At 64.4% G+C, this 23,667-nt stretch carries 23 protein-coding genes and 2 tRNA genes; 15 read left to right on the plus strand and 10 right to left on the minus strand.

Features of this window, described 5'->3' with window-relative positions; translation table 11 throughout:
- Nucleotides 1-978: 978 nt before the first annotated feature.
- The 4 genes from QQS14_RS14255 to QQS14_RS14270 all read right to left on the minus strand — a co-directional run bounded on the left by QQS14_RS14255 (nt 979) and on the right by QQS14_RS14270 (nt 4,824).
- Nucleotides 979-2,352: a sigma-54-dependent transcriptional regulator gene (locus QQS14_RS14255; protein ID WP_285907682.1), complete on the minus strand. Its 1,374-nt coding sequence runs from the start codon at nt 2,350-2,352 to the stop codon at nt 979-981.
- Nucleotides 2,353-2,516: 164 nt separating this feature from the next.
- Nucleotides 2,517-3,314 (minus strand): response regulator, encoded by a 798-nt coding sequence (locus QQS14_RS14260; RefSeq protein WP_285907683.1) that lies wholly within the window; start codon nt 3,312-3,314, stop codon nt 2,517-2,519.
- Nucleotides 3,315-3,347: 33 nt separating this feature from the next.
- Nucleotides 3,348-3,776 (minus strand): DUF1634 domain-containing protein, encoded by a 429-nt coding sequence (locus QQS14_RS14265; protein WP_285907684.1) that lies wholly within the window; start codon nt 3,774-3,776, stop codon nt 3,348-3,350.
- Nucleotides 3,777-3,822: 46 nt separating this feature from the next.
- On the minus strand, nt 3,823-4,824 hold the full coding sequence (locus QQS14_RS14270) for a sulfite exporter TauE/SafE family protein (RefSeq protein ID WP_425607936.1): 1,002 nt from the start codon (nt 4,822-4,824) through the stop codon (nt 3,823-3,825).
- Nucleotides 4,825-4,938: 114 nt separating this feature from the next.
- Here QQS14_RS14270 and QQS14_RS14275 point away from each other — a divergent pair, with 114 nt between their 5' ends.
- From QQS14_RS14275 to QQS14_RS14315, 9 genes are all read left to right on the plus strand, one after another.
- Entirely contained in the window at nt 4,939-5,298 is a 360-nt protein-coding gene (locus tag QQS14_RS14275) for a response regulator (RefSeq protein WP_285907685.1), read from the plus strand.
- Entirely contained in the window at nt 5,295-7,067 is a 1,773-nt protein-coding gene (locus tag QQS14_RS14280; protein ID WP_285907686.1) for a sensor histidine kinase, read from the plus strand. Before QQS14_RS14275 ends, QQS14_RS14280 begins: the two co-directional genes overlap by 4 nt.
- The gene (locus QQS14_RS14285) at nt 7,039-7,416 is read left to right on the plus strand and encodes a response regulator (RefSeq protein ID WP_345782804.1); all 378 of its coding nucleotides are present in this window, start codon (nt 7,039-7,041) and stop codon (nt 7,414-7,416) included. Before QQS14_RS14280 ends, QQS14_RS14285 begins: the two co-directional genes overlap by 29 nt.
- 2 nt (nt 7,417-7,418) lie before the next feature.
- Complete coding sequence (locus QQS14_RS14290; protein ID WP_285907687.1) at nt 7,419-8,084, plus strand: histidine kinase; 666 nt, start codon at nt 7,419-7,421, stop codon at nt 8,082-8,084.
- Between the two features lie 53 nt (nt 8,085-8,137).
- On the plus strand, nt 8,138-9,346 hold the full coding sequence (locus tag QQS14_RS14295) for a sensor histidine kinase (RefSeq protein ID WP_285907688.1): 1,209 nt from the start codon (nt 8,138-8,140) through the stop codon (nt 9,344-9,346).
- Nucleotides 9,347-9,417: 71 nt separating this feature from the next.
- On the plus strand, nt 9,418-9,828 hold the full coding sequence (locus tag QQS14_RS14300) for a response regulator (RefSeq protein WP_285907690.1): 411 nt from the start codon (nt 9,418-9,420) through the stop codon (nt 9,826-9,828).
- A gap of 53 nt (nt 9,829-9,881) precedes the next feature.
- Complete coding sequence (locus QQS14_RS14305) at nt 9,882-12,482, plus strand: PEP/pyruvate-binding domain-containing protein (protein ID WP_285907691.1); 2,601 nt, start codon at nt 9,882-9,884, stop codon at nt 12,480-12,482.
- A gap of 57 nt (nt 12,483-12,539) precedes the next feature.
- The gene (locus tag QQS14_RS14310; RefSeq protein WP_285907692.1) at nt 12,540-12,740 is read left to right on the plus strand and encodes a hypothetical protein; all 201 of its coding nucleotides are present in this window, start codon (nt 12,540-12,542) and stop codon (nt 12,738-12,740) included.
- Between the two features lie 24 nt (nt 12,741-12,764).
- On the plus strand, nt 12,765-12,914 hold the full coding sequence (locus QQS14_RS14315; protein ID WP_285907693.1) for a hypothetical protein: 150 nt from the start codon (nt 12,765-12,767) through the stop codon (nt 12,912-12,914).
- A gap of 171 nt (nt 12,915-13,085) precedes the next feature.
- Here QQS14_RS14315 and QQS14_RS14320 read toward each other — a convergent pair whose 3' ends face one another.
- From QQS14_RS14320 to QQS14_RS14335, 4 genes are all read right to left on the minus strand, one after another.
- Nucleotides 13,086-13,592 carry a hypothetical protein gene (locus QQS14_RS14320; RefSeq protein ID WP_285907694.1) on the minus strand — a complete coding sequence of 169 codons (507 nt, stop codon included), beginning with the start codon at nt 13,590-13,592 and terminating at the stop codon, nt 13,086-13,088.
- Nucleotides 13,593-14,897, minus strand: coding sequence for a ChaN family lipoprotein (locus QQS14_RS14325; RefSeq protein ID WP_285907695.1), 1,305 nt, complete (start codon nt 14,895-14,897; stop codon nt 13,593-13,595).
- A 7-nt stretch (nt 14,898-14,904) separates the two neighbouring features.
- The gene (locus QQS14_RS14330; RefSeq protein WP_285907696.1) at nt 14,905-15,033 is read right to left on the minus strand and encodes a hypothetical protein; all 129 of its coding nucleotides are present in this window, start codon (nt 15,031-15,033) and stop codon (nt 14,905-14,907) included.
- Nucleotides 15,034-15,354: 321 nt separating this feature from the next.
- Nucleotides 15,355-16,620 carry a phenylacetate--CoA ligase family protein gene (locus tag QQS14_RS14335; RefSeq protein WP_285907697.1) on the minus strand — a complete coding sequence of 422 codons (1,266 nt, stop codon included), beginning with the start codon at nt 16,618-16,620 and terminating at the stop codon, nt 15,355-15,357.
- A gap of 192 nt (nt 16,621-16,812) precedes the next feature.
- Here QQS14_RS14335 and QQS14_RS14340 point away from each other — a divergent pair.
- From QQS14_RS14340 to QQS14_RS14355, 4 genes are all read left to right on the plus strand, one after another.
- Nucleotides 16,813-16,888, plus strand: a tRNA-Lys gene (locus QQS14_RS14340).
- 7 nt (nt 16,889-16,895) lie between these two features.
- Nucleotides 16,896-16,971, plus strand: a tRNA-Glu gene (locus QQS14_RS14345).
- Nucleotides 16,972-17,386: 415 nt separating this feature from the next.
- A complete protein-coding gene (locus QQS14_RS14350) occupies nt 17,387-18,211 on the plus strand; it encodes a phage capsid protein (RefSeq protein ID WP_285907698.1) in 825 nt (274 codons plus the stop codon).
- A 71-nt stretch (nt 18,212-18,282) separates the two neighbouring features.
- A complete protein-coding gene (locus QQS14_RS14355) occupies nt 18,283-18,534 on the plus strand; it encodes a hypothetical protein (RefSeq protein WP_285907700.1) in 252 nt (83 codons plus the stop codon).
- Nucleotides 18,535-18,609: 75 nt separating this feature from the next.
- On the opposite strand, the gene QQS14_RS14360 is transcribed toward QQS14_RS14355, so the two are convergent.
- Nucleotides 18,610-19,470 carry an MBL fold metallo-hydrolase gene (locus QQS14_RS14360; protein WP_285907701.1) on the minus strand — a complete coding sequence of 287 codons (861 nt, stop codon included), beginning with the start codon at nt 19,468-19,470 and terminating at the stop codon, nt 18,610-18,612.
- A gap of 62 nt (nt 19,471-19,532) precedes the next feature.
- On the opposite strand from QQS14_RS14360, the gene QQS14_RS14365 reads away from it, so the two are divergent.
- Nucleotides 19,533-20,060 (plus strand): thermonuclease family protein, encoded by a 528-nt coding sequence (locus QQS14_RS14365; protein ID WP_285907702.1) that lies wholly within the window; start codon nt 19,533-19,535, stop codon nt 20,058-20,060.
- 176 nt (nt 20,061-20,236) lie between these two features.
- A complete protein-coding gene (locus tag QQS14_RS14370) occupies nt 20,237-22,651 on the plus strand; it encodes a methyl-accepting chemotaxis protein (protein WP_285907703.1) in 2,415 nt (804 codons plus the stop codon).
- Nucleotides 22,652-22,900: 249 nt separating this feature from the next.
- On the opposite strand, the gene QQS14_RS14375 is transcribed toward QQS14_RS14370, so the two are convergent.
- A complete protein-coding gene (locus QQS14_RS14375) occupies nt 22,901-23,485 on the minus strand; it encodes a phage connector family protein (RefSeq protein ID WP_285907704.1) in 585 nt (194 codons plus the stop codon).
- Nucleotides 23,486-23,667 lie beyond the last annotated feature (182 nt).

Raw genomic sequence — 23,667 nt, forward strand, 5'->3', positions numbered from 1 at the left:
GCTCAGTTAAGCCCTCCCAGGCGGCGTAGACCCCAACAGTTTAGAAAGGGGGGGGCCGGGGTGAAGACTTTTCCAAAAAGACCCACCGCGTATTCGAGAGGCGAGTCTCCGCCGTGTTTTCCTAACATGGCGGGGAATTACTTTTTGCGATTCTCAGCGATTGCAGACTCTTTCTGGTGATTTTGGAACAAAATCAACACATGTTTTCACACATACCCAGAAAGAATAATCTTTGTATTTAGTATGGTTATAAAAAAGCCAAGCCGCGTCAATATGAGGCTATCGCTGACTTCTAGAATGCTTCGAGTGCCCGAAAAAGCTAGAACCCCGACCCTCAACCATTCTGCCGAAGAGAAGACTCGGAACGTCTCGCTTTTCTGCGTCGCTGCAATGGTCTGATTTTATTTGTTTATTCTGTTTCAGCGTGTCCTTTTAGCCGGTTTCAGCAAGAGGGGCAAGCGTGGGATTCAGAACAGGTCAATGAGCACGGATCCCCGGGCCAGCTGCATCGGTCCGGGTTTTGCCCCATTCGCTCAGTTCAGTCTCCGGTCATGTCCAGTTCCACGCCCAGCCGCTCCCATTGGGCTTTGGCCGCAGCCTCGGCCCGGGCCACCATGGCCTGCTCCAAGGGTTCGAGGATCAGGCTCTTGGCTTCCAATTGCCTGATGTACTTCGCTTCGTACTTGTAGTCTGTGTTATTACTTGGGGATGCGCTTCATGATCTGGTCGTACTGTAGACCGCCCGCATCAAGCGGGACGATCTCAACCGACTGATGGACCAGACCGGCGGAGACATCCGTCGCACCTGCGAGGTTTCCGGACTTTCCCGCGCCCGCCTCTACGCCCTGATCAAACAGCACAAGATCGAAAGGCGCTGACCGGAATCAACGGCTGGAACAACCGAGGGCTCACCTCGCAGGTCGAGGGCTAACCCTGTGCCCAGGTGATGCGGTCGCGGGAAAACGGGGCGGGGAGATCTTATTGCGTGGCCGCGTCGGCCTCGTCCATCTTCTTGAGTTTGCGCCAGAGTCCGGCGCGGCTGATGCCCAGCACCTTGGCCGCTTCGAGTTTGTTGTGACCCACTGCGGCCATGACCCGGCGGATGTGCTCTTCCTCGATCTCGGCCAGGCTCGGCAGGCGTTCGCCTTGGTGGCGGCCTGAGCCCGTCTTCTGGGGGGCGGCCCCGGGTTCCTGGAAGCGCCTGGGCAGGTCCTCGCGGCGGATCACCCCTTCGCGGCGGACAATGACCCCGCGCTCGACGATGCTTTCCAGTTCGCGGACATTGCCGGGATAGGGATAGTCCATGAGCATGTCCATGACCTCGGCCTCGAACCCGTCCACGTTCAGGCCGAAGGACTGGTTGTAACAGGCCAGGAAATAGTTGCACAGCGGGGGGATGTCGTCACGTCGCTCCCGCAGGGGGGGGACATGCAGGGTGAAGACGTTGAGCCGGTAGTAAAAATCCTCGCGGAACTGGCCGGCGCGGATCTTGGCCTTGAGGTCCTGGTTGGAGGTGGCCATGATGCGCACGTCCACGTGCACCTCCTGGCCGCCGCCCACGCGGTGGATGGTGCGGTCTTGCAGCATGCGCAGCAGCTGGCTTTGCATGGGCAGGGGGGTGTCCCCCACCTCGTCCAGGAGGATGGTGCCCCCTGAGGCGGTCTCGAAGAGCCCGGTGCTGCCCCGGCCGCCGCCCGCCTCGGGCTCCTGGCCGAACAGCTCCCTGGAGAGCAGATCGTGGGAGAAGGAGCCGCAGTTCACGGCCAGGAACCGGCCCCGAGTGCGTGAACTCTTGCGATGGATGGTGCGGGCCAGCAGTTCCTTGCCCGTGCCTGTCTCACCCAGCAGCAGCACGGTGCAGTCAAGCGCCGCCACCATGTCCACGTCGCGCTTGAGCTGCTGCATGGTCTTGGTCTGGCCGATGATGTTCCGCTCACTCTCCTCGGGCCAGCCGTCGGCTCCTCCGGCAGCCGAGATGTGATCCCCTGGCTGCGGCTCGGCCTTGAGGCTCTCCAGGCGCTCCCAAAGCCGCGCCATGTTCTGTTTCTCGAAGTACTCGGCGTGTTGGGCCTGGGCCGCCTGACGCAGGGCGTTGCCGCCGTAGCCCGTGAGCAGGGCGGTGCGCATTTCAGGGCGCAGCTCGTGGAGCCTGGCTATGGTTTCCAGGCCGTCCATGTCCGGCATGCGCATATCCACCACAGCCAGGGTGGGCTCGTTGGCGGCGGCCATCTGCAAGGCTTCGGTGCCGCTTGATACGGCGACAACGTCGAAACCCCGGCTCTCCATGCGTTGAACAAGGGTGTCCCGGAAGTTTTCGTCGTCGTCCACAAGGAGGATGATGCGTCTGCTCATGATATATCGGGGCGTTGGGGTGACGGGGAACGCCAGCAGGGCCGAACAGGGATGCGGGAGGTGCTCATGGGGTGGAACACCTCCCGCGTTCCGTTCGACTTGCGTCGTCTTGTGCCGTCGAGGCGTTGCTTTTTCCGGGCGCTGCCCGTGGGGTGCGGGTGCATCTACTTCCGACTGCTCTTGTCAATGGCTTCGGCGTTGTCAAGGTCGCCGCCCGTGGCCATGCCAGCCGCAGCCATGGCGTCTTCGATACGCCGGGGCATGCGCTTGAGGAAGGCCCAGAAGCTGCCCATGCTCTGCTTCTCGAAGTATTCGGTGTTCAGGGCCTTGGTGGCCTCGCGCAACTTGTCGTTGCCAAAGGCCGTGAGCAGCATGGTCTGCATCCCGGGCTGTTCGCGTTTGAGCCGGGTGATGAGGTCCAGGCCGTCCGTGTCTCCAAGCTTGAGGTCCACCACGGCGAAGTCGATCTTCTCCCTGGCCGCTATTTCCAGGGCCTGGGCGCCGCTGCTGGCCGTGAATACCTCGAAGCCCTTGAGTAGCACGCGCTGCGCCACGGTGTCCAGAAACGCTTCCTCGTCATCCACCACCAGGAAGGCGGGGCGTCTGGAAAAACCTGCCAGAAACGCCCAGAAGCCGCTCATGTCCTGCTTCTCGAAATAGGCGGTGTTCAGGGCGTCGCTGGCCTCGCGCAGCTTGTCGCTGCCGTAGCCGGTGAGCAGGAGGGTCTCCAGTCCGGGCTTGTCCCGCTTCAGCCGGGTGATCACGTCCAGGCCGTCCATGTCCGGGAGCTTGAGATCAATCACGGCCAGGTCGATATCGTTCTCGGCGGCCATGGTGATGGCCTCGGCTCCGGTCGTGGCCTCCAGGGTGTTGAAGCCCTTGAGCCTGACGCGTTCGGCCAGGGTTTCCAGAAACTCTTTCTTGTCGTCCACCAGAAGGACGGTTATTTTCTTGTCACTCATGGGAAACTCCTTGTGTTTCGCTGTGGCCGGTTCCTAGTGTCCACCACTGCCGAATATGCCCGATGCCGCCAGGGACAGGACCACCACTTCGGCCAGGCATATGCTGAAATAGGTCCAATCCTTGCGCCGCACGAAACCGGGCAGCAGCACGAGGTAGCAGACGATGGTCAGCAGGGCCAGCAGGGCCATGCCCAGGAAGTTGAGATAATCCCCCTTTCCCAGGAGCCCCACCCAGCCCCAGCCGTAGGGGGAGTTGGTGACCTGGATGAATTCCTGGACATTGAGGTGCCAGTTGCGGACAACCATTTCCAGCTCGATATGCGCGCCGACGGTGCCGGTCACATAGAGTATGTAGGTAACGACCATGATCAGGATGCCCAGGTAGGCGCCCATGCCGAGGATGTTTGCGTAGATGATCTGCTCCGGCATCGGCCGGGTATCGGGGTCGGTGTGCGGACTCATACCGTTTTCTCCTTGATTTTCGTTCTGTTCGGTCGGCTTGAAATCATCAGCCGAGCAGTCCGATGTGCAGGCCCTTGTCAATGGCCTTGAGGCCAGCGAAGAGAAGGACCACGATCACCATGTAGCGGATGAATTTGGGCTTGGCTATGCTCAGCAGCCTGACGCCCACGAATGACCCGAGCATCAGCCCGATGATGGAGGGAATGGCCATCAGCGGAATGACGCAGCCTTGGTTGATGTAGATCCAGGCGGCCGAGGTGTCGGTGATGGAGAGCAGGAACTTGCTGGTGGCCACCGATATCTTCAGCGGCGCGCCCATCATCAGGTTGAATACCGGCACGTTGGCCCAGCCCGCGCCAAGGCCGAACATTCCGGCCAGCACGCCGATGAGGATGAAGGTGAACAGGGCCTGGGGCGTGCGGTGGGTCTTCCAGGAAATTTTCTCGTTCATGGATTCGTCAAAGTAGGTGCCGCCGATGCCAAAGGCCATGCCCAGGGCGTCCTGCTTCTTGACGTCCGGTATGGCCGAGTTCTTGCTCATGAGCAGCAGGACGGCGATGCCCACGATGGTGGAGCCAAGGCAGATCTGGAGGATGTCGGGGTTGAGCTGGGAGAGATACAGGCCGAGCAGCGCCCCGCCGATGGAACTGGCCGAGGCGATGAGGGCCATGGGCAGGGCCATGCGCAGGCTGGCCAGGTTGCGCCGCAGCAGTCCGGGTCCTGCGGCCAGCGCTCCGGCCAGGGCGACCATCAGGCCCGCGCCGCGTACAAAGTCGAGATGGAAGGGGAAAAAGCCGCTGACCAGGGGGACATAGAGCACGCCGCCGCCCACGCCCGCCAGCACGGCGATGATGCCCAGGAAAAAACAGAATACCAGGAGCACCAGGGGCCAGAACCACCAGGGTTGCGTGTCCATGGCTGCGGCTCCCCCGGCGGCATCGGTGGCCATTGCCTGGCCGGGCATGAGGAGGAAAAGGAGCGTGAACGAGACCAGTACGCCCGCTGTTGCCCAGGCAATGGGTGGTAAGGAGAAGTTGAATTGGCGCATGCTGAAACCTCTTGCTGTGATTTTTGAAACAAGGGCATTTACAAACGAAACTGTTTGTGCTTAATTGGCTCCAGTATTTGTGTCAATACTTTTATCAGTGTAAAATTTTGAGACATGCGCATCCTTCTTGTTGACGACGAGTTCGGGTTTGTGGAGGCCTTGGCCGAACGGTTGCTCCTGCGGGGGTTCCGTCCTGTTGTCGCGCTCGACGCGAGCCAGGCTCTGCGCGCCCTGGAGGCCGAATCTTTCGATGCCATGGTTCTGGATCTGCGTCTGCCGGACGGCAGCGGGGCTGACGTGCTGCGCCATGCCAGGAGGCATTGCCCGGCCATGGCCGTGCACATGCTCACCGGGCACGGCACGGATCAGGACCGCGAATTGTGCATGGGCCTGGGCGCTGTTTCATTCATCAACAAGCCGGTCAGCGTGGAAAAACTTGCGCTGCTGTTGCGTGGCGAGGAGGAGAAGGCATGAGCGCATTGCGGCGGCGTCTGACTTCCTGTCTGGTGCCCAAGTTCCTGAAGCCGCATCACAGGACACTGGCCAGACAGGGATTTCTCGACTACCGGTCGCTGTGGCTGCTCTCCATCGCGCTGCTCGCGGTGGTGTCGCTGCTGCCGCTGTGCATTATCACGGCCATCGACTACACGCTGACAGGGCGTGTGGCGGGTTCCGAGCAGGTTCTGCGCACCGTTCGCACCGCGTCCAACGCCCGGCGCACCGTGACCTATTTTCTGGATGAGCGGCGCGCGGTGCTGGAGTTCACCCTGCGCGAGGAAACCTACGCATTGATGAAAGACCCTGAGCATCTGGCCCAGGTGCTCAGGAACATGCGCGCGGGTTTTGGCGGCATCGTGGACCTCGGTCTGCTCACCGAGGACGGCATCCAGGTGTCCTACGCCGGTCCCTTTGATCTCCAGGACCGTTCCTACAAGGATGTGCCGTGGTTCATGGCGGCCATGGAAAAAGGGGCCTACACCAGCGACGTGTTCCTCGGTTTTCGCAACATATCCCACGCCATCGTGGCTGTACGCGGCGAAACCGAGGCCGGACGCCCTTTCCTGCTGCGGGCCACGCTGGACATCCTGGCCTTTTCCAACATGCTCACCTCGCTGGAGGCGGGCAACAGCGGCGACGCCTTCATCATCAACAGGGAGGGCGTCCTGCAGACCCCGTCAAAGCGATACGGGGCCATCTCCCAGGCCGCAGGCATCCCGGTGCCTGAATTCAGCGAACGCACGGACCACTTCATCACCACGGACCGCAGGGGGGTGGAGGTCCTGGTGGCGTATGCCTACATCAAGGCCTCGCCGTACATTCTCTGCGTGGTCAAGCCCACGTCCGAAGCCATGATCGGCTGGCTGCAACCACGCATCGACCTGCTGTGGCTGGCGGGCATCAGTCTGGTGGTCATTGTCACGGCCATCTATGTCATCTCCACCTACATGACCAACGCCATCTACGATTCCAACCTGCGTCAGGCCCAGGTCATGGAGCGCATGGAGCAGACCGGGCGGCTGGCCTCCATCGGCCGATTGGCCGCAGGCGTGGCTCACGAGATCAACAACCCCCTGGCAGTCATTTCCGAGCGGGCCGGACTGGTGCGCGACATGCTCACCTTGCCTGGGCGCAAGACGGGACGCGAGCCGGCCCCAGGGCTGGTGGACAATATCGACATCGTGCTGGAGTCCGTGGAGCGCTGCGGCCAGATCACCAAGCAGCTTCTGGGATTCGCCTGCAAGATCGACCTGACCATCGAGAAGCTGGACCTCGGCAAGGTGGTGCGCGGCGTGCTCCGCTTCCTGGAAAAGGAGGCCGAGTACCGCAGCATAGGCATTGACGTGGACATCCCTGCGGACCTGCCGCCCATCCACTCGGACCGGGGCAAGCTGCAACAGATCACCCTGAACCTCGTGACCAATGCCTTGCAGGCCATGTCGTCCGGGGGAAGCCTGACCCTCTCGGCGCGGCTTGACGAGGGCCGCGGCGTCGCGCTGCGCTTTTCAGACACCGGGTGCGGCATAGCTCCCGAGCATCTGAGCCGCATTTTCGATCCCTTTTTCACCACCAAGGGCAACCACGAGGGCTCGGGCCTCGGGCTGTCCATAACCTATGGGCTGGTCAGAAAGCTCGGGGGGGCCATCACCGTCGAGAGCGAGATGAACAAGGGCACGACGTTCCTCGTCACCCTGCCCCTTGCAATGGAGGAGCAACGTGTCAACGCTGAAGATATTGTTGGTTGACGATGAAGAAAAATTTGTTTCGGCCCTGGCCCAGCGGCTGAATCTGCGGGGCTTTGAGGCCGAGTGGGCCGTGTCAGGCGCAGAGGCCATGGCAAAGGCCTCCCGGACCATGTTCGATCTGGCCATCCTGGACGTGAAGATGCCGCGCCTTGGCGGCGTGGACCTCAAGCGCGAGCTGGGGCGGATCACGCCGAGTACCCGGTTCATATTTTTCACAGGGCACGGCAGCGAGGACGAGTTCAAGGTCTGCTCGGCCGAGGCCTCCTGCTATCTGGTCAAGCCCATGCCCATCGACGAGTTGGTGGCCAACATATACCGGGTCATGGGCCTTTCGCCCAAGGGAGACTGAACATGAGCGCCACATTGCAGATACCCTTTGAAACGCTGCACACCTTCGGACGCCTCAATGTGCATCTGACCCACGAGTTGCAGAACGTCATGGCCACCATCTCCGAGACCTCGGGGCTGCTGGAGGACCTCTCGGCCTTCAAGGCCTCGGGGGGCGGCGTGGACCCGGCCCGGCTCGAGAAACTGCTGCGCCGCATCGGCGAAGAAGCCGAGCGCGGTCAACGGCTCGTCAGCCGCATCAACTCCCTGGCCCACAGCACGGACGCGCCCGTCATTCGTCTTGATCTGGGCCGGGTGGTGCGGTTCATGGCCGAGCTTTCCTCCTGTTTTCCCAAGGCCCGCACCGTGGGTCTGGAAATCTGCGACGGCTGCGTGGCCGTGGACGCCGCGCCCTATACCGTGCAACAGTTGCTATACGGATGCCTACAGACATCCTTCCGGGGGCTGGAGCCTGACCAGGGCGTGGCCCTGAGCCTGCGCGTGGAGGGTGATACCTGCGTCATCCACCTGTCCGGCCTGGCAAAGTCCACGCAGGCGGACCGGGACGAGCCTTTCCCGGACCGGGCCACCACCCTGGCCGCCGAGGCCCTGGCCGCAACCCTCGACCTGGACCGCAACGCGGGCACCCTGACCGTGCGCCTGCAACGCGTGACCGGCGAGGTCGTGTAGCCTGCCCCGGCTGCGCTGAGGCGGCCTGACCAACAACCCGGGAGATACCCACAGTGGATGATTCCATGCTTCACGACGAGCTGGCCGAAGCCCCTCTGGACCTCCTGCTGGTGGACGACGAGGCGGGCTTTCGCGACAGTGTGGCCCAGCGTCTGCAACTGCGGGGCTTCGCTCCCAGGACCGCCGGGTCGGGCGAGGAGTGCCTGGAGGTGATGACCAGCCAGCCAGCCACTGTGGTGGTTCTGGACGTCCGGCTTCCGGGCATGGACGGCCTTGAGACCCTGCGGCGGTTGAAGGGTGCGCACCCCGATGTGGAGGTGGTGCTCATCACGGGTCATGCCACCACCGCCGACGGGGTGCAGGGCATGAAGGACGGAGCCTTCGACTACCTGATCAAGCCCGTGGAGATCGACCAGCTGGCCCAGAAGATCCGCCAGGCTCACGACACCGTTGTCCGGCGCGAGGAGCGCCGCCGCGAGGCGGTCTTCCGCAGCCAGATGGCGCAGCGCATGGCCGAGACCGAGCGGCTGGCCTCGCTGGGAACCCTGGCGGCCGGGGTGGCCCACGAGATCAACAACCCGGTGGCCATCATGATTCAGGAGGCCGAATGGCTCATGGACCTGTTGCAGGACAGTGTGGAGGGGCGCATCGACCCCCAGGAGCTGAGCCGCTCTCTGGAGCTGATTCGGACTCAGGGGCAGCGATGCCGGGAGATCACCCACAATCTGCTCCACTTCGCCCGCAAGGCCGAGACCCGGCAGCAACCCCTGAGCCTCAACGGCATGGTGCTGGAGATTCGGGAGATCATGGAGCGGCAGGCCGTCAAGCACCATGTCGTCATTGATACCCGGCTGGCCCCGGATCTGCCGGAGATCGTGGCCTCGCCGTCCGAAATCCAGCAGGTGCTGCTGAATCTGATCAACAACGCCATTTCGGCCATGGAGGACAAGGGCGGGCGTATCCGCATCACCACGGCCGTGGAGGATCATGCCGAAATCGGTAAGGCGCTCCTGCTTCAGGTGGCGGACACCGGACCCGGGATCGGCGAGGCTGACATCTCCCGGATCTTCGACCCCTTTTTCACCACCAAGCCCGTGGGCAAGGGCACCGGCCTCGGCCTGTCCATCTGCTACGGCATCGTCACCAGGATGGGTGGCGACATCGCCGTGGAGAGCACCCCGGGCCAGGGTGCCGTTTTTTCGATCCGCCTGCCCGCGCCAACGCCGGGTGCCCAGCCGCAGGCCCGGCCCGACCCATCGTGAAGACACCCCGGCCGTCCATGCCGGGAAGCGAAGCGCCCTGACCCAAGGCGTCTGTCCCAAGAGAGGAAACCATGAGCGAGATACGCGTGATGCTGGTGGATGACGAGCCCGCCTTCCTGGGCACCCTCCAGAAACGGTTGGTACACCGGAAATTCTCCGTGGTCACGGCCCGGTGCGGCGAGGAGTGTCTGGCGCTCCTGGAGCAGGACCCTGTGGATGTGGTGGTGCTGGACGTCAAGATGCCGGTCATGGACGGCATCGAGGTTCTGGGAGAGATCACCCGGCGTATGCCTCAGGTGGCAGTGGTGCTCCTCACTGGCCACGCCGACGCGGCCACGGCCGTGGGTGGCATCGAGGGCGGGGCTTTCGACTACCTGCTCAAGCCCGTGGCCATCGACGACCTCGTCTACGCCATTGAGGGCGCATACCAGTCAAAGCGGCTTGGTGGCCCCTCCCAGCCCTTGGACACGAGCCAGGGCTGAAGGTCGATCAGGTCCAAGGCCTCCAGAATCAGGATACCGCCACGGGGGAGCATATGGGCTGGCTCACACGGATATTCCAAGCGCGACGAGGTTCTCCTGCGGCCGAGCAGGCGGGAGAAATCGAGGAAATCAGGCAGCGGTTCCGATTCAGATTCAACGAGTTCAGGCAGCTGCTGGCCGCCAACAACCAGGCCCTGGAGGCCATGACCGAACTGGAAGCCGCCCTGGCCGGTGACCAACCCTTTGGCATGGCCTTTGTGCGTTCCAGAACCACTGCCTCCATCTCCTCGGTGCTGCGCATCATCCGCCATCTTGATGCCCTCGCTCCGGGCAAATACGCCGCGCTGTCCACGGTCTTCAAGTCGATCCAGGCGGAAATCGAGGCCGCGCTGGCCCCCCATGCCCCCCGGCATGGCGGCCCCCAGGTCCTGCGCCTTGACCAGATCACCCCGGACATGACTGATCTGGCCGGGAGCAAGGCCGCGCGTCTGGCCGAGGTGGCCGCCGCCGTGGATGCCGAGGTTCCCCCCGGCTTTGTCATCACGGCCGAAGGCTACCGGCGTTTCCTGGCCGCGTCGCGGCTGGAGGAGGAGATAAACCGCCGCATCCAGGCCGCGAATCCGCAAGACACCGACCAGTTCTACGCCCTGTCGTCTTCCATCCAAGGCCTGATCCTCGAAGCGCCCCTGCCCGACGACCTGGCCGCCGACATCCACACCGCCGTAGCCGATCTGGTGCGCTCCTGCGGCCCGCAGACCAGTCTTGCCGTGCGCAGCAGCGCCCTGGCCGAGGACCTGGAAGGCGCGTCCTTTGCCGGACAATACCTCAGCCTGCTCAACGTCTCTCCCGATGACGTCACCGAGGCCTACAAGGAAGTGGCGGCCTCCCTGTTTTCCGTCCAGGCCATGCTCTACCGCCTGCGACTGGGCATCGCCCATGAGGACAGTGCCATGTGCGTGGCCTGTCTGCGCATGGTTCGGCCGCGTTCCTCGGGTGTGCTGTACACGCGCAATCCCGTCGATCTCCAGGACGAGACCATGCTCGTCCATTCCGTCTGGGGCTTGCCGCGCGCCGTGGTGGACGGCCTGGTCACCCCGGACGCCCTGATCCTGAGTCACGACGACCCCCCCCAGGTGCTTTCCCGTCAGGTGGCGGACAAGGCCGTCCGCTTCGACTGCGCCGAAACCACCGGCGTCGCCCGTGCGCCAACCACTGTCGAAGAGCGCCGCAGCTGCTCGCTGTCTGAACCCGAAGCTGTCCGCCTTGGGGTGATGGCCATGGCCCTGGAGCGTCACTACGGCCAGCCGCAGGACATTGAATGGGCCGTGGACCGTGATGGACGCGTGATCATCCTGCAATGCCGCCCACTGCACCGCATGAGCCCCGGGCGCAAGGCTGCGGCAGGGCGCGGACTCGGTCAACCCCAGGCCCGGCTGCTCTACGAGGGCGGGGTCACGGCCGCCCCTGGCGCGGCTGCGGGTCCCGTGTTCCGGCTGACGCGCCAGGGCGACGCCCTGAGCTTTCCGCAGGGGGGCGTGCTCGTGGCGTCCCAGGCTCTGCCGCGCTGGGCCTCGCTGCTGCACAAGGCCGCCGCCGTAGTCGCCGAGCAGGGGGCCAGCGCCAGCCACCTGGCCAACGTGGCCCGGGAGATGGGCGTTCCGGCCCTGTTCGGAGCCATCGGGGCCATGGACGCCCTGAAGCAGGGAAGCATGGTCACGGTGGATGCCGACGCATCGCGCGTCTATGCCGACGCGCTCCCAGGCCTGGAGAACCAGAATCCACGGCCCGCGACCCTTGCCAACACCCCGGTCCATCGAACCCTGAAACGGGTGGCCGAGCTGGTGGTTCCCCTCACCCTCCTGGACCCGGATTCTCCCGACTTCAGTCCCGCCAACTGCCGCACCCTGCACGACATCACCCGCTTCTGCCACGAGCAGTCGGTTCAGGAGATGTTCCGCTTCGGCAAGGACCACGGCTACCGGGAGGGCATGGGCAAGCGGCTGTTCTGCGGCGTGCCCATGCAGTGGTGGGTTCTCAACCTCGACGACGGCTTTGTCAGGGAGGAGCAAGGCCCCTGCGTGGACCTGGAGAACATCGCCTCCATCCCCATGCGCGCCCTCTGGGAAGGGATGATGGCCGTGCCCTGGGACGGCCCCCCCGGGCTGAGCGGGGCGGGCCTCCTCTCGGTGATGTTTCAGGCCACGGCCAACCCGGCCCTGGCCTCCGGCTCCATGGGCTCGCGATACGCCCAGCGCAGCTATTTCATGATCTCCAAGAACTACTGCTGCTTAAGTTCACGCATTGGCTTTCACTTCACGACTGTGGAGGCCATCGTCGGCGAGCGTCTCTTCGAGAATTCCATCCGCTTTCATTTCAAGGGAGGGGCCGCAGACCAGGACCGCCGCCAGTTGCGCCTGCGCCTCTTGGCGGACATTCTCGAATCCCAGGGCTTTCGCATCGACATTCGAGAGGACCGGCTGACCGCCGCCCTGGACAATCGCGAGCGCCCATTTCTGGAGGCGCGGCTTCGGGCCTTGGGCTACATGATCATGCACGCCCGGCAGTTGGACATGGTCATGGCAGACCCGGCCCGGGTCGAACACTACAGACACCGCTTTGAGGCCGACATCAAGACCCTGACCGGGCCGCAGTAAGCCCCGCCGATTTTCCGCCGACAATCGAATCCTCCCTGGCTGCCTTGGCTCCGGCAGGTGCCGACGACCGACAAGCTGTACGAGGTTCTCAGTGATCTGTATGCCAGGCGCGACCCTGAAAAGGAATGGGTGTTCTGGTGCCGCAGCTACAGCCACAAGCAGAAACGGATGGTGGATGGGCCGTACACCAAGGGCCGCTACTCCATGCTCAAGACGGCGTGCAAGAAAGCCGGTGTCGGCTACTATTCCTTCCATTGATTCCGGGCATCGGGCGCTTCGGTGATGGACAACAACGGCGCGCTCACCTCGGGCATCCAGCATCTGCTGGGGCATGCCGACCGACGGAGCACCGAGATCTATCTGGAAAAACTGCGGAACGTGGAACGGGACGCCATGGCAATCCATGAAGAGCAAAGCCGCCAGGTTGCCTGACCGATTCACACACGGCAGTCACACACAACCAGCAACGGGCTGCGGCCAAGCGGCCGCAACCCGTTGAAAACAGAAGGCAAGAGCCGATAGTCCCACACAAGGTGGCGGCCATTTCCAAAAAAGATTACCCCCCGGAATCTTCCACCCACACCCCACATCCCTTCCCCACACTCACGGAGCGGTCGGGAGGTGGAAGGTGTCGAGCATCAGGTTCTGGTCGGCCGGGGCGGTGCTGATCCAGTAGACGAGGTCTGCCTCGTGCCAGATGAGGTGTGCCTGTCCCATGCCGGTAAAGCGGTAGACCGGGCTGTTGCGGTGGTCGATGCGCACGGGATCGCGGAAGGGGGATTTGGGATTTTCGTACATCATGTGGACCATCTGGCCTGTCTGCCGCCGCGCTTCCTCTGGTGAGGAAACGCGCGAAATCCATATCTCGGTCGGCCGTTCGGAGGGCTGGCCCTTGGCGTCGATGCGGGCGTAGCGGGCCACGATGCTTTCCTCGGCAGGCAGGGGTTTGCCGTGCAGTTCGTCCACCTCGGCCTGGGCCTTGGGGCCGGTGACGAGTTCGATGCGCGCCAGCCCGCCTGTTGTTTCGGGCATGGCGGGTAGCATGCCGCCTGCCTGGGCGTTGAACGGGAGCAGCACCACGGCCAGCAGAACCAGGATCATCCGTTTCATCTATCTCCCCCTTGGGGTTTCGGGTTGCGTGCCGGACGCGGCGTCGGGCTCCTGGCCGGATTCGTCGGCCGGTGGCGCGTCCGTCTCATGGTCTGTCTCAGGTTTGGAGGCGCGGCCCTGGCCGGGCTGGCCAAGCCTGCCCACATCGGCCTTGAAGGATCGGCCAGCGCGCTGCACGGTGAAGACCAGGGGCTGGTCCGCCTTGTGGACCTTGAATCCGGCGGCATGCAGGTCCATGAGCCGGTCAAGGCGCACGCCAGCCGCCTCGATGAGCAGATCGCCGGGCCGAAGACCGGCGGTCTCGGCCCGCGAGCCGCGGCCCACGCGCTCCACCAGCAGGCCGCCCCGGCCGGTGGCGACCAGGGTCATGTCCATGCGCGATTCATAGGTGTCGGGACAGAAGAAGAAGGCGTCGGCCGCATCGGCCTCGAACTCGCCGCCGCGCCAGGGCATGAGCAGCAGTATCCGTGCGCCCGGATCAAACTGGCGGATGCGGCGCGCAATGCCCCAGCCGTGCTCCACGTGCCCGCCCCCGGCCACCACCAGTACGGGCCAGTCGTACTTGCGACGCAGGGCCACGGCCGCCTCGGCCATGGCGGAATCCCATATGGACTGGACCAGCAGGAACCGCTCGCGCCGGGTGGCCTCGTCCAGCTCCGGGTCGCGGGAGTCGCGGCCCTGGTGCAGCTCGAACACGGCGTCGAGCAGGGGCATCTGGTCGTCGGCAGGTGGCACTATCACGGCCGGGAGCCATGCGACCTCGTCCGGGGTCAGCCCGTCCAGACCCTGGCGGGCGATCTTGCGGGTCACGGCCGAGGGCGCGTTGAGCCCGGCCACGGGCAGGCTGTGGCGGCGGATGATCTCGAAATGGCCGCGAAACAGGGCAAAGGGGTAGCCCCAGCGCTCGCTCCATTCCAGTTCGGCCTCCAGGTCGTCCACCTCCACGATCCCGGCGGCAAAGTCGTCGAGCACGGGCTGCTTGTCCGCTGCCACCATTTCAAACCCGACCACGGGCGGCGTGTCAGATTCGGCCATGGCGGCCAGCACCCGCTGCTGCACCGTGTGGTCGCAGACATTGGGATGGTTCTCGCCAAGCAGGATGTAGTTCGTGTCCCGGGTCAGGGCCATCACCTCGTCAAAGGAAAGCCGGTCGCCATCGACAGACACGAACTCGCCCGAGGCGGGCAGGAAGGTCACGGCCAGGGGAGGATGGGCCACTCTGGGCGAACAGCCGGTCAGGGCCATGGAAAGAATCAGCAGCAGGGCCAGATGCGGCGCGGTCAGCCCCGGGTTTCGCATACGCATGAAATCCTCAGCAGTTGTTGAAGTCATGATACCAGACGGCCCTGTCCGGGCAGAGGGCGCACTCCCGCCGCGCGCCGTTCCCGATCCAGACCGCCTGCCAGCCGCCCCGGCATCCGTCGATTTCGACACCCTTCATGCTGGCTGCATACACCGGGCACGAGGCTTTGGGCAAATCCACGCCGACAATTGCACAAACGGGCGCGAAAAAGCCCGGTCCACGCGAAAGGCGCGGACCGGGCCGGGGTATCTTCGATGCCGGGACGGCTAGTAAATCGTTGATTCCCTCACAACCGCAGGGTGTTCAAAAATGGTGAGATGCGAGGCGCGAAAAAAGTTCAAGGCCGAAGCGTACTCCTGGTACGCGAGGGTTTGAATTTTTTGAATAAGCTTTCTGTACGGCTCGAAGACTCGCCTACAGTCGCTTAACGTCCGCAGATCGCCGTTTTTCAACATCCTGCTAGTCCCAGGTGCGGTTGTCCTCGATGGGCCTGATCTGCGGGGGCAGGGTGCCCGGGGCCAGCACCTTGAGGATGGGCCGCAGCTTGATCTTCTCGCGGAAGAGGTGCAGCAACTCGTCTTCCTGGCTGAACTGGCCCGCCTCGATGGACAGGATCATCTCGTCGATGCCGCCGGGGTTGGTGACCTCGATCTGCCAGCGCTTGACTTCCTCGAACCGGGCCATGACCTGCTCCACCTGATGCGGGTAGACGAACATGCCCTTGATGCGGGCCGTGGTGTCCACGCGGCCCACGATGTTGCCCAGGCGCGGGCTGGTGCGGCCGCAGGCGCAGGGCTGGCGGTCGAGATAGCCCAGGTCGCCGGTGGCCAGCCGGATGAGCGGGTAGGTCTTGTTGAAGGCCGTGACCACGATCTCGCCCACCTCGCCGTCCTTGAGGGGGATGCCGGTGTCGGGGTGGCAGATTTCGACATAGGCGCGGTTTGAGAGGTGCAGCCCGTTCTTGTGGAAGCACTCGTAGCCGATGCAGCCCACGTCGGCCGTGCCGTAACCCTGGCGCATGATGCAGTCGAACTTCTTCTCCAGGGTGGAGCGCATCTTCTCCGAGAACTTCTCGCCCGTGACAAAGGCCACCTCAAGGAAGAGGTCCTTGCGCAGGGAGAGGCCCATTTCCTCGGCCTTCTGGGCCAGGTGCATCAGATAGCTCGGGGTGCCCACATAGCCTGTCACCCGCAGTTTCTGCATGATCTCGATCTGCGAGTTGGTGTTGCCCGGCCCGGCCGGGATCACCGCGCAGGAGAGGTTGCGCAGCGGCTCCTCGAACATCAGGCCCGCCGGGGCGAGATGGTAGTTGAAGGTTATCTGGGTCAGGTCGCCGGAGCGGAAGCCTGCGGAGTAGAAGCCCTCGGTCCAGCCCCAGTAGTCCTCGCTGCGGTCCTCGGGATCGAAGATGGGGCCGGGCGAGAGGAACACGCGCTGCAACTCGCCCAGATCCTTGGTCAGCAGCCCGCCCAGGCGCGGGCCCATGGATTGGAGAAAGATCAGCTCCTTCTTCTTGATGATGGGGATATGCTTGATATCGGCCAGGGAGCGGAACTTGTCCACATTGAACTGGGCGCGGTCAAAGCGCTTCTTCACGTCCTCGGAATACCGGTAGGCGTAGCTCAGCAGTTCCTTGAGCTGGAGCTGGCAATACTGCCTGCGCTCGGACTCGTCGAGGACCTCGCGGCGGGAGTAGATCCCTTCAGTGCGGTCTTTTCTTGTCATATGTCTGCTCCTGTATGGACATGGTGTCTTCTGGACGGGAGCGGGACTATAACACGCAAGAACAATTTTGCAAGAAAAAAATGAAATCATTCGATATGTCAAAGTGTTAGGATGCAAATCCAGGCACCCGTCCAGGCGCTTTTTCCCCTTGACACCTGAAATGCAAATGGATAGACATACCTTCCTTGGCGCGGGTCGTTAACTCAGTTGGTAGAGTATCTGCCTTTTAAGCAGAGAGTCACTGGTTCGAGCCCAGTACGACCCACCAAACATGCGTCCCCATCGTCTAGTGGCCTAGGACTCCGGCCTCTCACGCCGGCAACAGGGGTTCAAACCCCCTTGGGGACGCCAAGTAAACACAACGGGTTACAGCGGAAGCTGTAGCCCGTTTTTCGTTTGCGTGGCTCGTCCGCGTGGCTCGAGCGCCACGTCAGCTTCACCGGACCAGTTTCAGGGCAGGCGGTTCCCTGTCCCCACCACCACGACCGACGGCACGCCGCCCCCCTCCCGTCCTACTCCGCGCCCCCCTGTCAATGGGGAATGTTGCCCTTGTTTCGCCCTGTGGCGTCCCTGTGACGCCCGTTTTCATCCTGGCCGAAAAACCGGGTCTAGGGTGTGTTCACCGGCCCGGAGTTTCGGTTTCGGCCCGCTGTCCCGGCGCGAACGGTTCGCGTCCGGGAAGGGCGGACACCCGGTATCGGGACGTGTTTCGGGCACCCGGACATCGTGAAACAGAGCAACATGAGGAGTAACAACGACAATGTCCATGACCATCACCAAAGCCTTTGTGAACGAGTACGCCGAGATGGTGCACCAGTCCTACCAGCAGCGCGGCTCCAAGATGCGCAACACCGTGCGCTTGCAGTCCGGCGTGATCGGCTCCACCTGCGTGTTTCAGCGCGTGGGGCGCGGCGCGGCGGGCAAGAAGACGCGCCACGGCAACGTGCCGCTGATGAACCTCGACCACGCCTCGGTGCAGTGCGCCCTCTCCGACTGGTACGCGGCCGAGTACGTCGACAAGCTCGACGAGTTCAAGCACAAGCACGACGAGAAAAAGGTCGCTGCCGAGGCCGGGGCCTGGGCCCTGGGCCGCAAGGTGGACGAGCTGATCATCGGGCGGCTGGGCGGCGCGGCCAACGTCATCGAGGAGGGCGGCACCGGGCTGACCAAGGACAAGATCCTGCGCGCCTTTGGCACCCTCAACGCGGCCGACGTGGCTGACGACGGCCATCGTTTCGCCGTGGTCGGCCCGCACCAGTGGAACGAGCTGCTGAACATCCAGGAGTTCAAGTCCAGCGACTATGCCGGGGAGCAGTATGCGTGGCTGACCGGCACCGAGTCGCGCACCTGGCTGGGCATCACCTGGATGTTCCACACCGGCCTGCCGGTGGCCGAGGGCGCGCGCAGCTGCTTCATCTACCACCGCAACGCGCTCGGTCTGGCCGAGGGCCAGGATGTGAAGGCCTTTGTGGACTGGGTGCCGGAGAAGGCCGCGCATCTGGTGGACCACATGCTGAGCGCGGGCGCGTGCCTCATCGACCCGGACGGCATCATCGAGATCCGCTGCGACGACGACGCGGTCATCCTCTAGCCCGCACCACCCAACACGCAACACGCAACCGGGGGGGTGCGCCCCCCCCCCGCTGAACCAAGGAGACACTCATGGAAGGATACCAGAGCGAGGACATGCGGCTGATGGGCGGCGTGCCCGGCCAGCAGCTCTTCGTCTACCGCAGCGTCGACGACGCGGTGGCCGTCACGGCCGAAGGCTACTTCGATCAGGCGGCCGAGGACTACAACCTGGACACCGGCGACATCATCATCGCCTGCTCCGGCCCCACCCGGGCCGATGCCGTCACCCTGCTGGTGGCGACCAACACCGCAGGCTCGGTCACGGTGACCGCTGCCGCGTAACCCCCAAACCCCTCCAGGCATGAACACCGGGGGCTTCCATGTGGGAGCCCCCATTTCCTTTGGAAAACCGAAGCGTCAGCGCCTCAGCACCGAACCCGAGCCCACCTCGCGGACCGGGCAGCGGGCGGCCAGGGCGAGTTTGGCCGCCAGGTCGGTGCAGTGGCAGGGGTAGAGGGCCTCGAGGTTCAGGGCGGCCAGATGGTCGGCCGTGGCCGCCAGCCGGGCGGCCGGGGCGCCCAGCAGGTGGAAGCCGCCGATGACCGCGCGCACCCGGTCCACGCCGGTGACGCGGCGGGCGTGCTCCACGGTGTTGCACACGCCCGCGTGGGCGCAGCCGGTGATGACGGTCAGGCCGTCCTCGGCCACGTGGGCCAGGGCCGTGTCGTCCGGGACCGTGTCCGGGGTCTCGCCGTCCGCGCTCAAGCGGCGGCCCATCGGAACGGGATGCTCGAAATCGTTGGCCCGGGGGATTTCGCCCAGCCAGACCAGGGTTTTTGAGAGCCAGACCGGCTCCCGGGACAGGATCAGCTCGAAGTGGCGGGAGAGCTTGTCCCCGGCCAGCAGGGTGCCGATCTCGGGCAGCGAGCCCGCGTGCCGGGAGTCAAAGGCCCGGGGATGGGCCAGCAGCCGGGGCCGTTCGCGCCGTTCTTTTTCGCCCCGCTCTTTTCCGCACAAAAGATGCGCGCTCTCCACCCGGTGGCGGATGAGGGCGTCGAGCCCCCAGGTGTGGTCCAGGTGTCCGTGGGAGAGGGCCACCCAGTCGAGGTCCAGCAGGTCTATCCCGGCCCGGCGGGCATTGGTCAGGAAGACGTCCGAGTAGCCCGCGTCAAAGAGCAGGCGCAGCCCCGCGTCCTCGATGTGCAGGGACAGGCCGGGCTCGGCCAGGTAATAGCTGTCGGTGAGGGTGGCGTTGTCAACCAGCACGGTCAGTTTCATGGGCTGTCTCTCTCCTGTCTTTCGCGCTTTGCCATTGGTCCTGTTTCCTATATGACGACGGCATGTTGATGCGCAACCCCGGTTTTCCCGGCCGTGTCGGCCGTTTTCCGGCGCTGGCGGTCCTGGCGATCCTGGCCCTGACGCTCTCTTGCTCCTGCGCCCGGGCCGAGGCCGTGCGGCTGGTGCGCGTCATCGACGGCGATTCGCTGGTGGTGGAGCTGGCCGGGCGCAGGGAGGAGGTCCGGCTCATAGGCATCGACGCGCCCGAGGGACGGCAGGAGTTTGGCAACCGGGCGCGCAACCATGTCGTGGCGCTGTGCCGCGGCCAGGCACTGCGGCTGGAGTTCGACGAGGAGCGGCGGGACCGCTACGGCCGCCTCCTGGCCTATGTCTTTGTGGGCGAGCGCATGCTCAACGAGGAGTTGGTCCGGGCCGGGCTGGCCCTGGTCCTGCCCATCCGCCCCAACACGGCCCATGCCGGGAGGCTGGCGCGCGCCGAGGCCGAGGCCCGGGAGGCTGGACAGGGGTTCTGGGCCCAGGGCGGGTTGAAGCTGACCCCGGCCCAGTGGCGCAAACGGCATGGCCGATAGCCGCCGCTGCGCCGCTCGACCCGCACCCTCCCGGATTGCCGATGAAAAAGAGATTCCCCCCGTTGACACAATTTGTGGAACAGTGGTACTAATTTTTACAATTCCCATAAGTAGATGGGGGGCTTCGCGCCTGTGGTGGGCGCGAGCGGAGACAACCGCAACATCGAGGGGGGCGCGTGTCCTTAGGGAATCTGCCGTTTCAGGCAAAACTGCAAATCGGCGTCCTGTCGGCCGTGGCCGTGGCCATCATCGCCATGTCGGCCGTGACCTACTTTCAGGTCAACGACTCCCTGGAGGTGCTGGGCAAGACCTCCATGGAGGCGTCCTGCGAGAGCACCGTCAACATGATGAAAATGCAGGAGGACCTGCTTGGCGAAAAGGTCAGGGGGGATCTGCTGTTCATGGAGGAGGCCATCGAAACGGCCGGAACGCCGCGCCTGGACAATGACTCGCCCATAGCCATGACCATCATCAACCAGGTCACCCGCGAGAGCGAGCAGGTGACCATCCCGGCCATGCGTTTCGGCTACCGGGGCGTCAACAACAACTTCGACGTGGTGGACGCGGTGCAGCGCCGGGTGGGCGGCACGGCCACCATCTTCCAGGTGCTGCCGGGCAAGCTCCTGCGCATCTCCACCAATGTCATGACCCTGGAAGACAAGCGGGCCGTGGGCACCTACATCCCCGATTCCAGCCCGGTCTACAAGACCATCATGACCGGCGAAACCTACTACGGCATCGCCTTTGTGGTCAACGCGTGGTACCAGACCGCCTACAAACCCTTCAGGGACCCGGCAGGCAAGATCATCGGCGTCATCTACGTGGGCCGGGAGATACTCACCCCGGCCTTCCGCGACGCCGTGGCCGCGGCCAGCGTGGGCGGCGAGGGATACGGCTTCATCTTCAATCAGTCCGGCCAGCTGATCATGCACCCCACCATCGAGGGCAAGTCCCTGACCGACTATCCCTTCTGGGAGGCGTTCAAGGAGGCCACGGACAACATCGTCGAATACGAGTTCGGCGGCGACACCAAGCAGGTCTACATCAAGCGCTTCGACCCCTGGGGCTGGAGCTACGGCTTCTCCCTGACCCGGGCCGAGATGATGCACGGGGTGGACACGAGAATCCTCTACTGGAACATCGGCGTGGCTGCGGCGGCCATCCTGGGTCTGGCCGTGATCATGACCCTGGTCATCCGGCTGGTCACGCGCCCCCTGCACGCCCTCTCGCGCTTCACCGAGGAGATCGCCCGGGGCGACTACAACGCGGCCATCGACTACCCGGCCAGGGACGCCATCGGCGACACCATCCAGGCCGTGCGCGACATGACCGCCGAACTCAAGAACAAGCTCGGCTTTTCCGAGGGACTGCTCAAGGGGCTGACCCTGCCCTGCGTGGTCATGGACCTGGACGAGAAGATCACCTTCATCAACCAGCAGGAGCTGGACCTCTTCGAGAAGCCGGGCAAGCCCGAGGACTACATCGGCCAGCCCTTTGGCAAGTTCGTCTACGGCGACGCCTCCAAGAAGACCAGTCTGCACCAGTGCATGCGCGACGACTGCAACCTGCTCGGCCAGGAAACCACGGGCACCACCCCCTCGGGCAGACGCTACGACATCGAGGTGGACAGCGCGCCCCTCAAGGACTTTGACGGCCGCATCATCGGCGGCTTCACCCTGATCAAGGACATGACCGCCATAAGGGAGGGCGAGCGCCAGACCCAGGCCCAGCACGAGCGGCTTCTGGCCGTGGCCCAGGAGGCGGACACCATCGCGGCCCAGGTCTCGTCTGCGGCCGAGCAGCTGTCGGCCCAGGTGGAGCAGTCCACCCGGGGCACCGAGGTCCAGCGCGAGCGCGTGGCCGAGACAGCCACGGCCATGGAGCAGATGAACGCCACCGTGTTCGAGGTGGCCAAGAACGCCTCCAGCGCGGCCGAGAACGCGGACCACGCCAGGGAGAAGTCCCAGGAAGGGGCGCAGCTGGTGACCGAAGTGGTCACGGCCATCAACCAGATCGAACGGCGCTCCGAGGAGCTCAAGGGGAGCATGACCCAGCTCGGCAAGCAGGCCGACGGCATCGGGGCCATCATGCAGGTCATCGAGGACATCGCGGACCAGACCAACCTGCTGGCGCTCAACGCGGCCATTGAGGCGGCGCGGGCTGGCGAGGCAGGCCGGGGGTTCGCCGTGGTGGCCGACGAGGTGCGCAAGCTGGCCGAGAAGACCATGGACGCCACCAAGCAGGTGGGCAAGGCCGTGGAGGATATCCAGGCCGGGGCGCGGCGAAACATCGTCGCCACCGAGGAGGCGGTCACGGCCGTGGCCGAGAGCACCGAGCTGGCCCGGCGCACCGGGCAGGCCATGGGGGAAATCCAGTCCCTGGTGGAGAAATCGTCGGACCAGGTGCGCAACATCGCCACCGCCGCCGAGGAGCAGTCCGCCACCAGCGAGGAGGTCAACCGGGCCACGGACGAGATCAACGTCATCTCCTCGGAGACATCCCGGGCCATGCAGGAGTCACGGCAGGCCATCGATTCCCTGGCCGCCCTGGCCAGCCAGCTCAATGAGCTTATTCAGCGCATGCAGGAATGATCACCGGCAAATGACACGCCAGGGGCCGCCCATGAGGGCGGCCCCTCAGGTTGTTGACAAAGGCCCGATTGCGTCGTTGCTTCAAAAAAGGCAAACCCTCGCGTATTTCATATACGCGTCGGCCTTGCCTTTTTTTCGCGCCTAGCACTCGAACCTTTCTCAACAACCTGTCAGAGAGAGCTTTGTCAATACTCTGAGAGGCCGCCCATGAGGGCGGCCCCTTTGCTTTTCGCGTCCCGCTGGCCGGGATCAGCCCCGGCCGACCTTGGCTCCGAGCCAGCCGGTGGGGGTCACGGACTCGGGCACACCCTCGCGGGCGTTCACCCCGCGCGCCTCGCCCAGCTTGTCCTGATACATCTTCCAGCACGACTGGGCCAGGGAGGTGGAGCCCGTGAGGGGATAGGCCAGGGTGGCCGCCAGTCGCGCGGCCAGGGTCTCGGCCAGCAGGGCGTCGTATTTTCGCGGGTCGGTCTCGCGGCGCACATAGGTGATGAACAGGGGCGCGGCCTCGTTGCAGAGCACGGAGCCGCCCAGTATCTCCCAGTCGCGCACCAGGGCGCCGCCCGTGCCCACGATGTGGACGATGCGCAGGAAGTCCGAGGGCAGCACATAGCGGCATTCCCACCGCCACAGGGGCGAGGCCGCGGCCGCGGCCAGCTCGGCCTGGGACGTGGCGCAGTTCCAGGGATGGGCGCGCAGCACCGCGTCGCGCACCGCAGGCCAGCGGTGGTTGCACAGGGCGGCCGCCTTGCTCTCGTCGCCAAGGGACATGATGGCGTCCTCGCCCAGGTCGAGCAGGGCGCTGTTGCAGATTTCGATGACACTGGTGGCCATGACTCCTCCTTGTGACGCCCGGGCCAGCCCGGCGGCGTCTGATGAATGTGTTCCGACCGGGGGATTCCGGCGGATGGACCACGCTAGCATGGGCTTTTCGCGAAACGCGTCAGCGGGCGTCAGCGGGGCGAGAACGGGCGAAAATGCCGATTATAACGCCATTGACAGGTTTGCCGATTCCC

The sequence above is a fragment of the Pseudodesulfovibrio pelocollis genome, from assembly GCF_030282845.1.
Lineage (GTDB): Bacteria > Desulfobacterota > Desulfovibrionia > Desulfovibrionales > Desulfovibrionaceae > Pseudodesulfovibrio > Pseudodesulfovibrio pelocollis.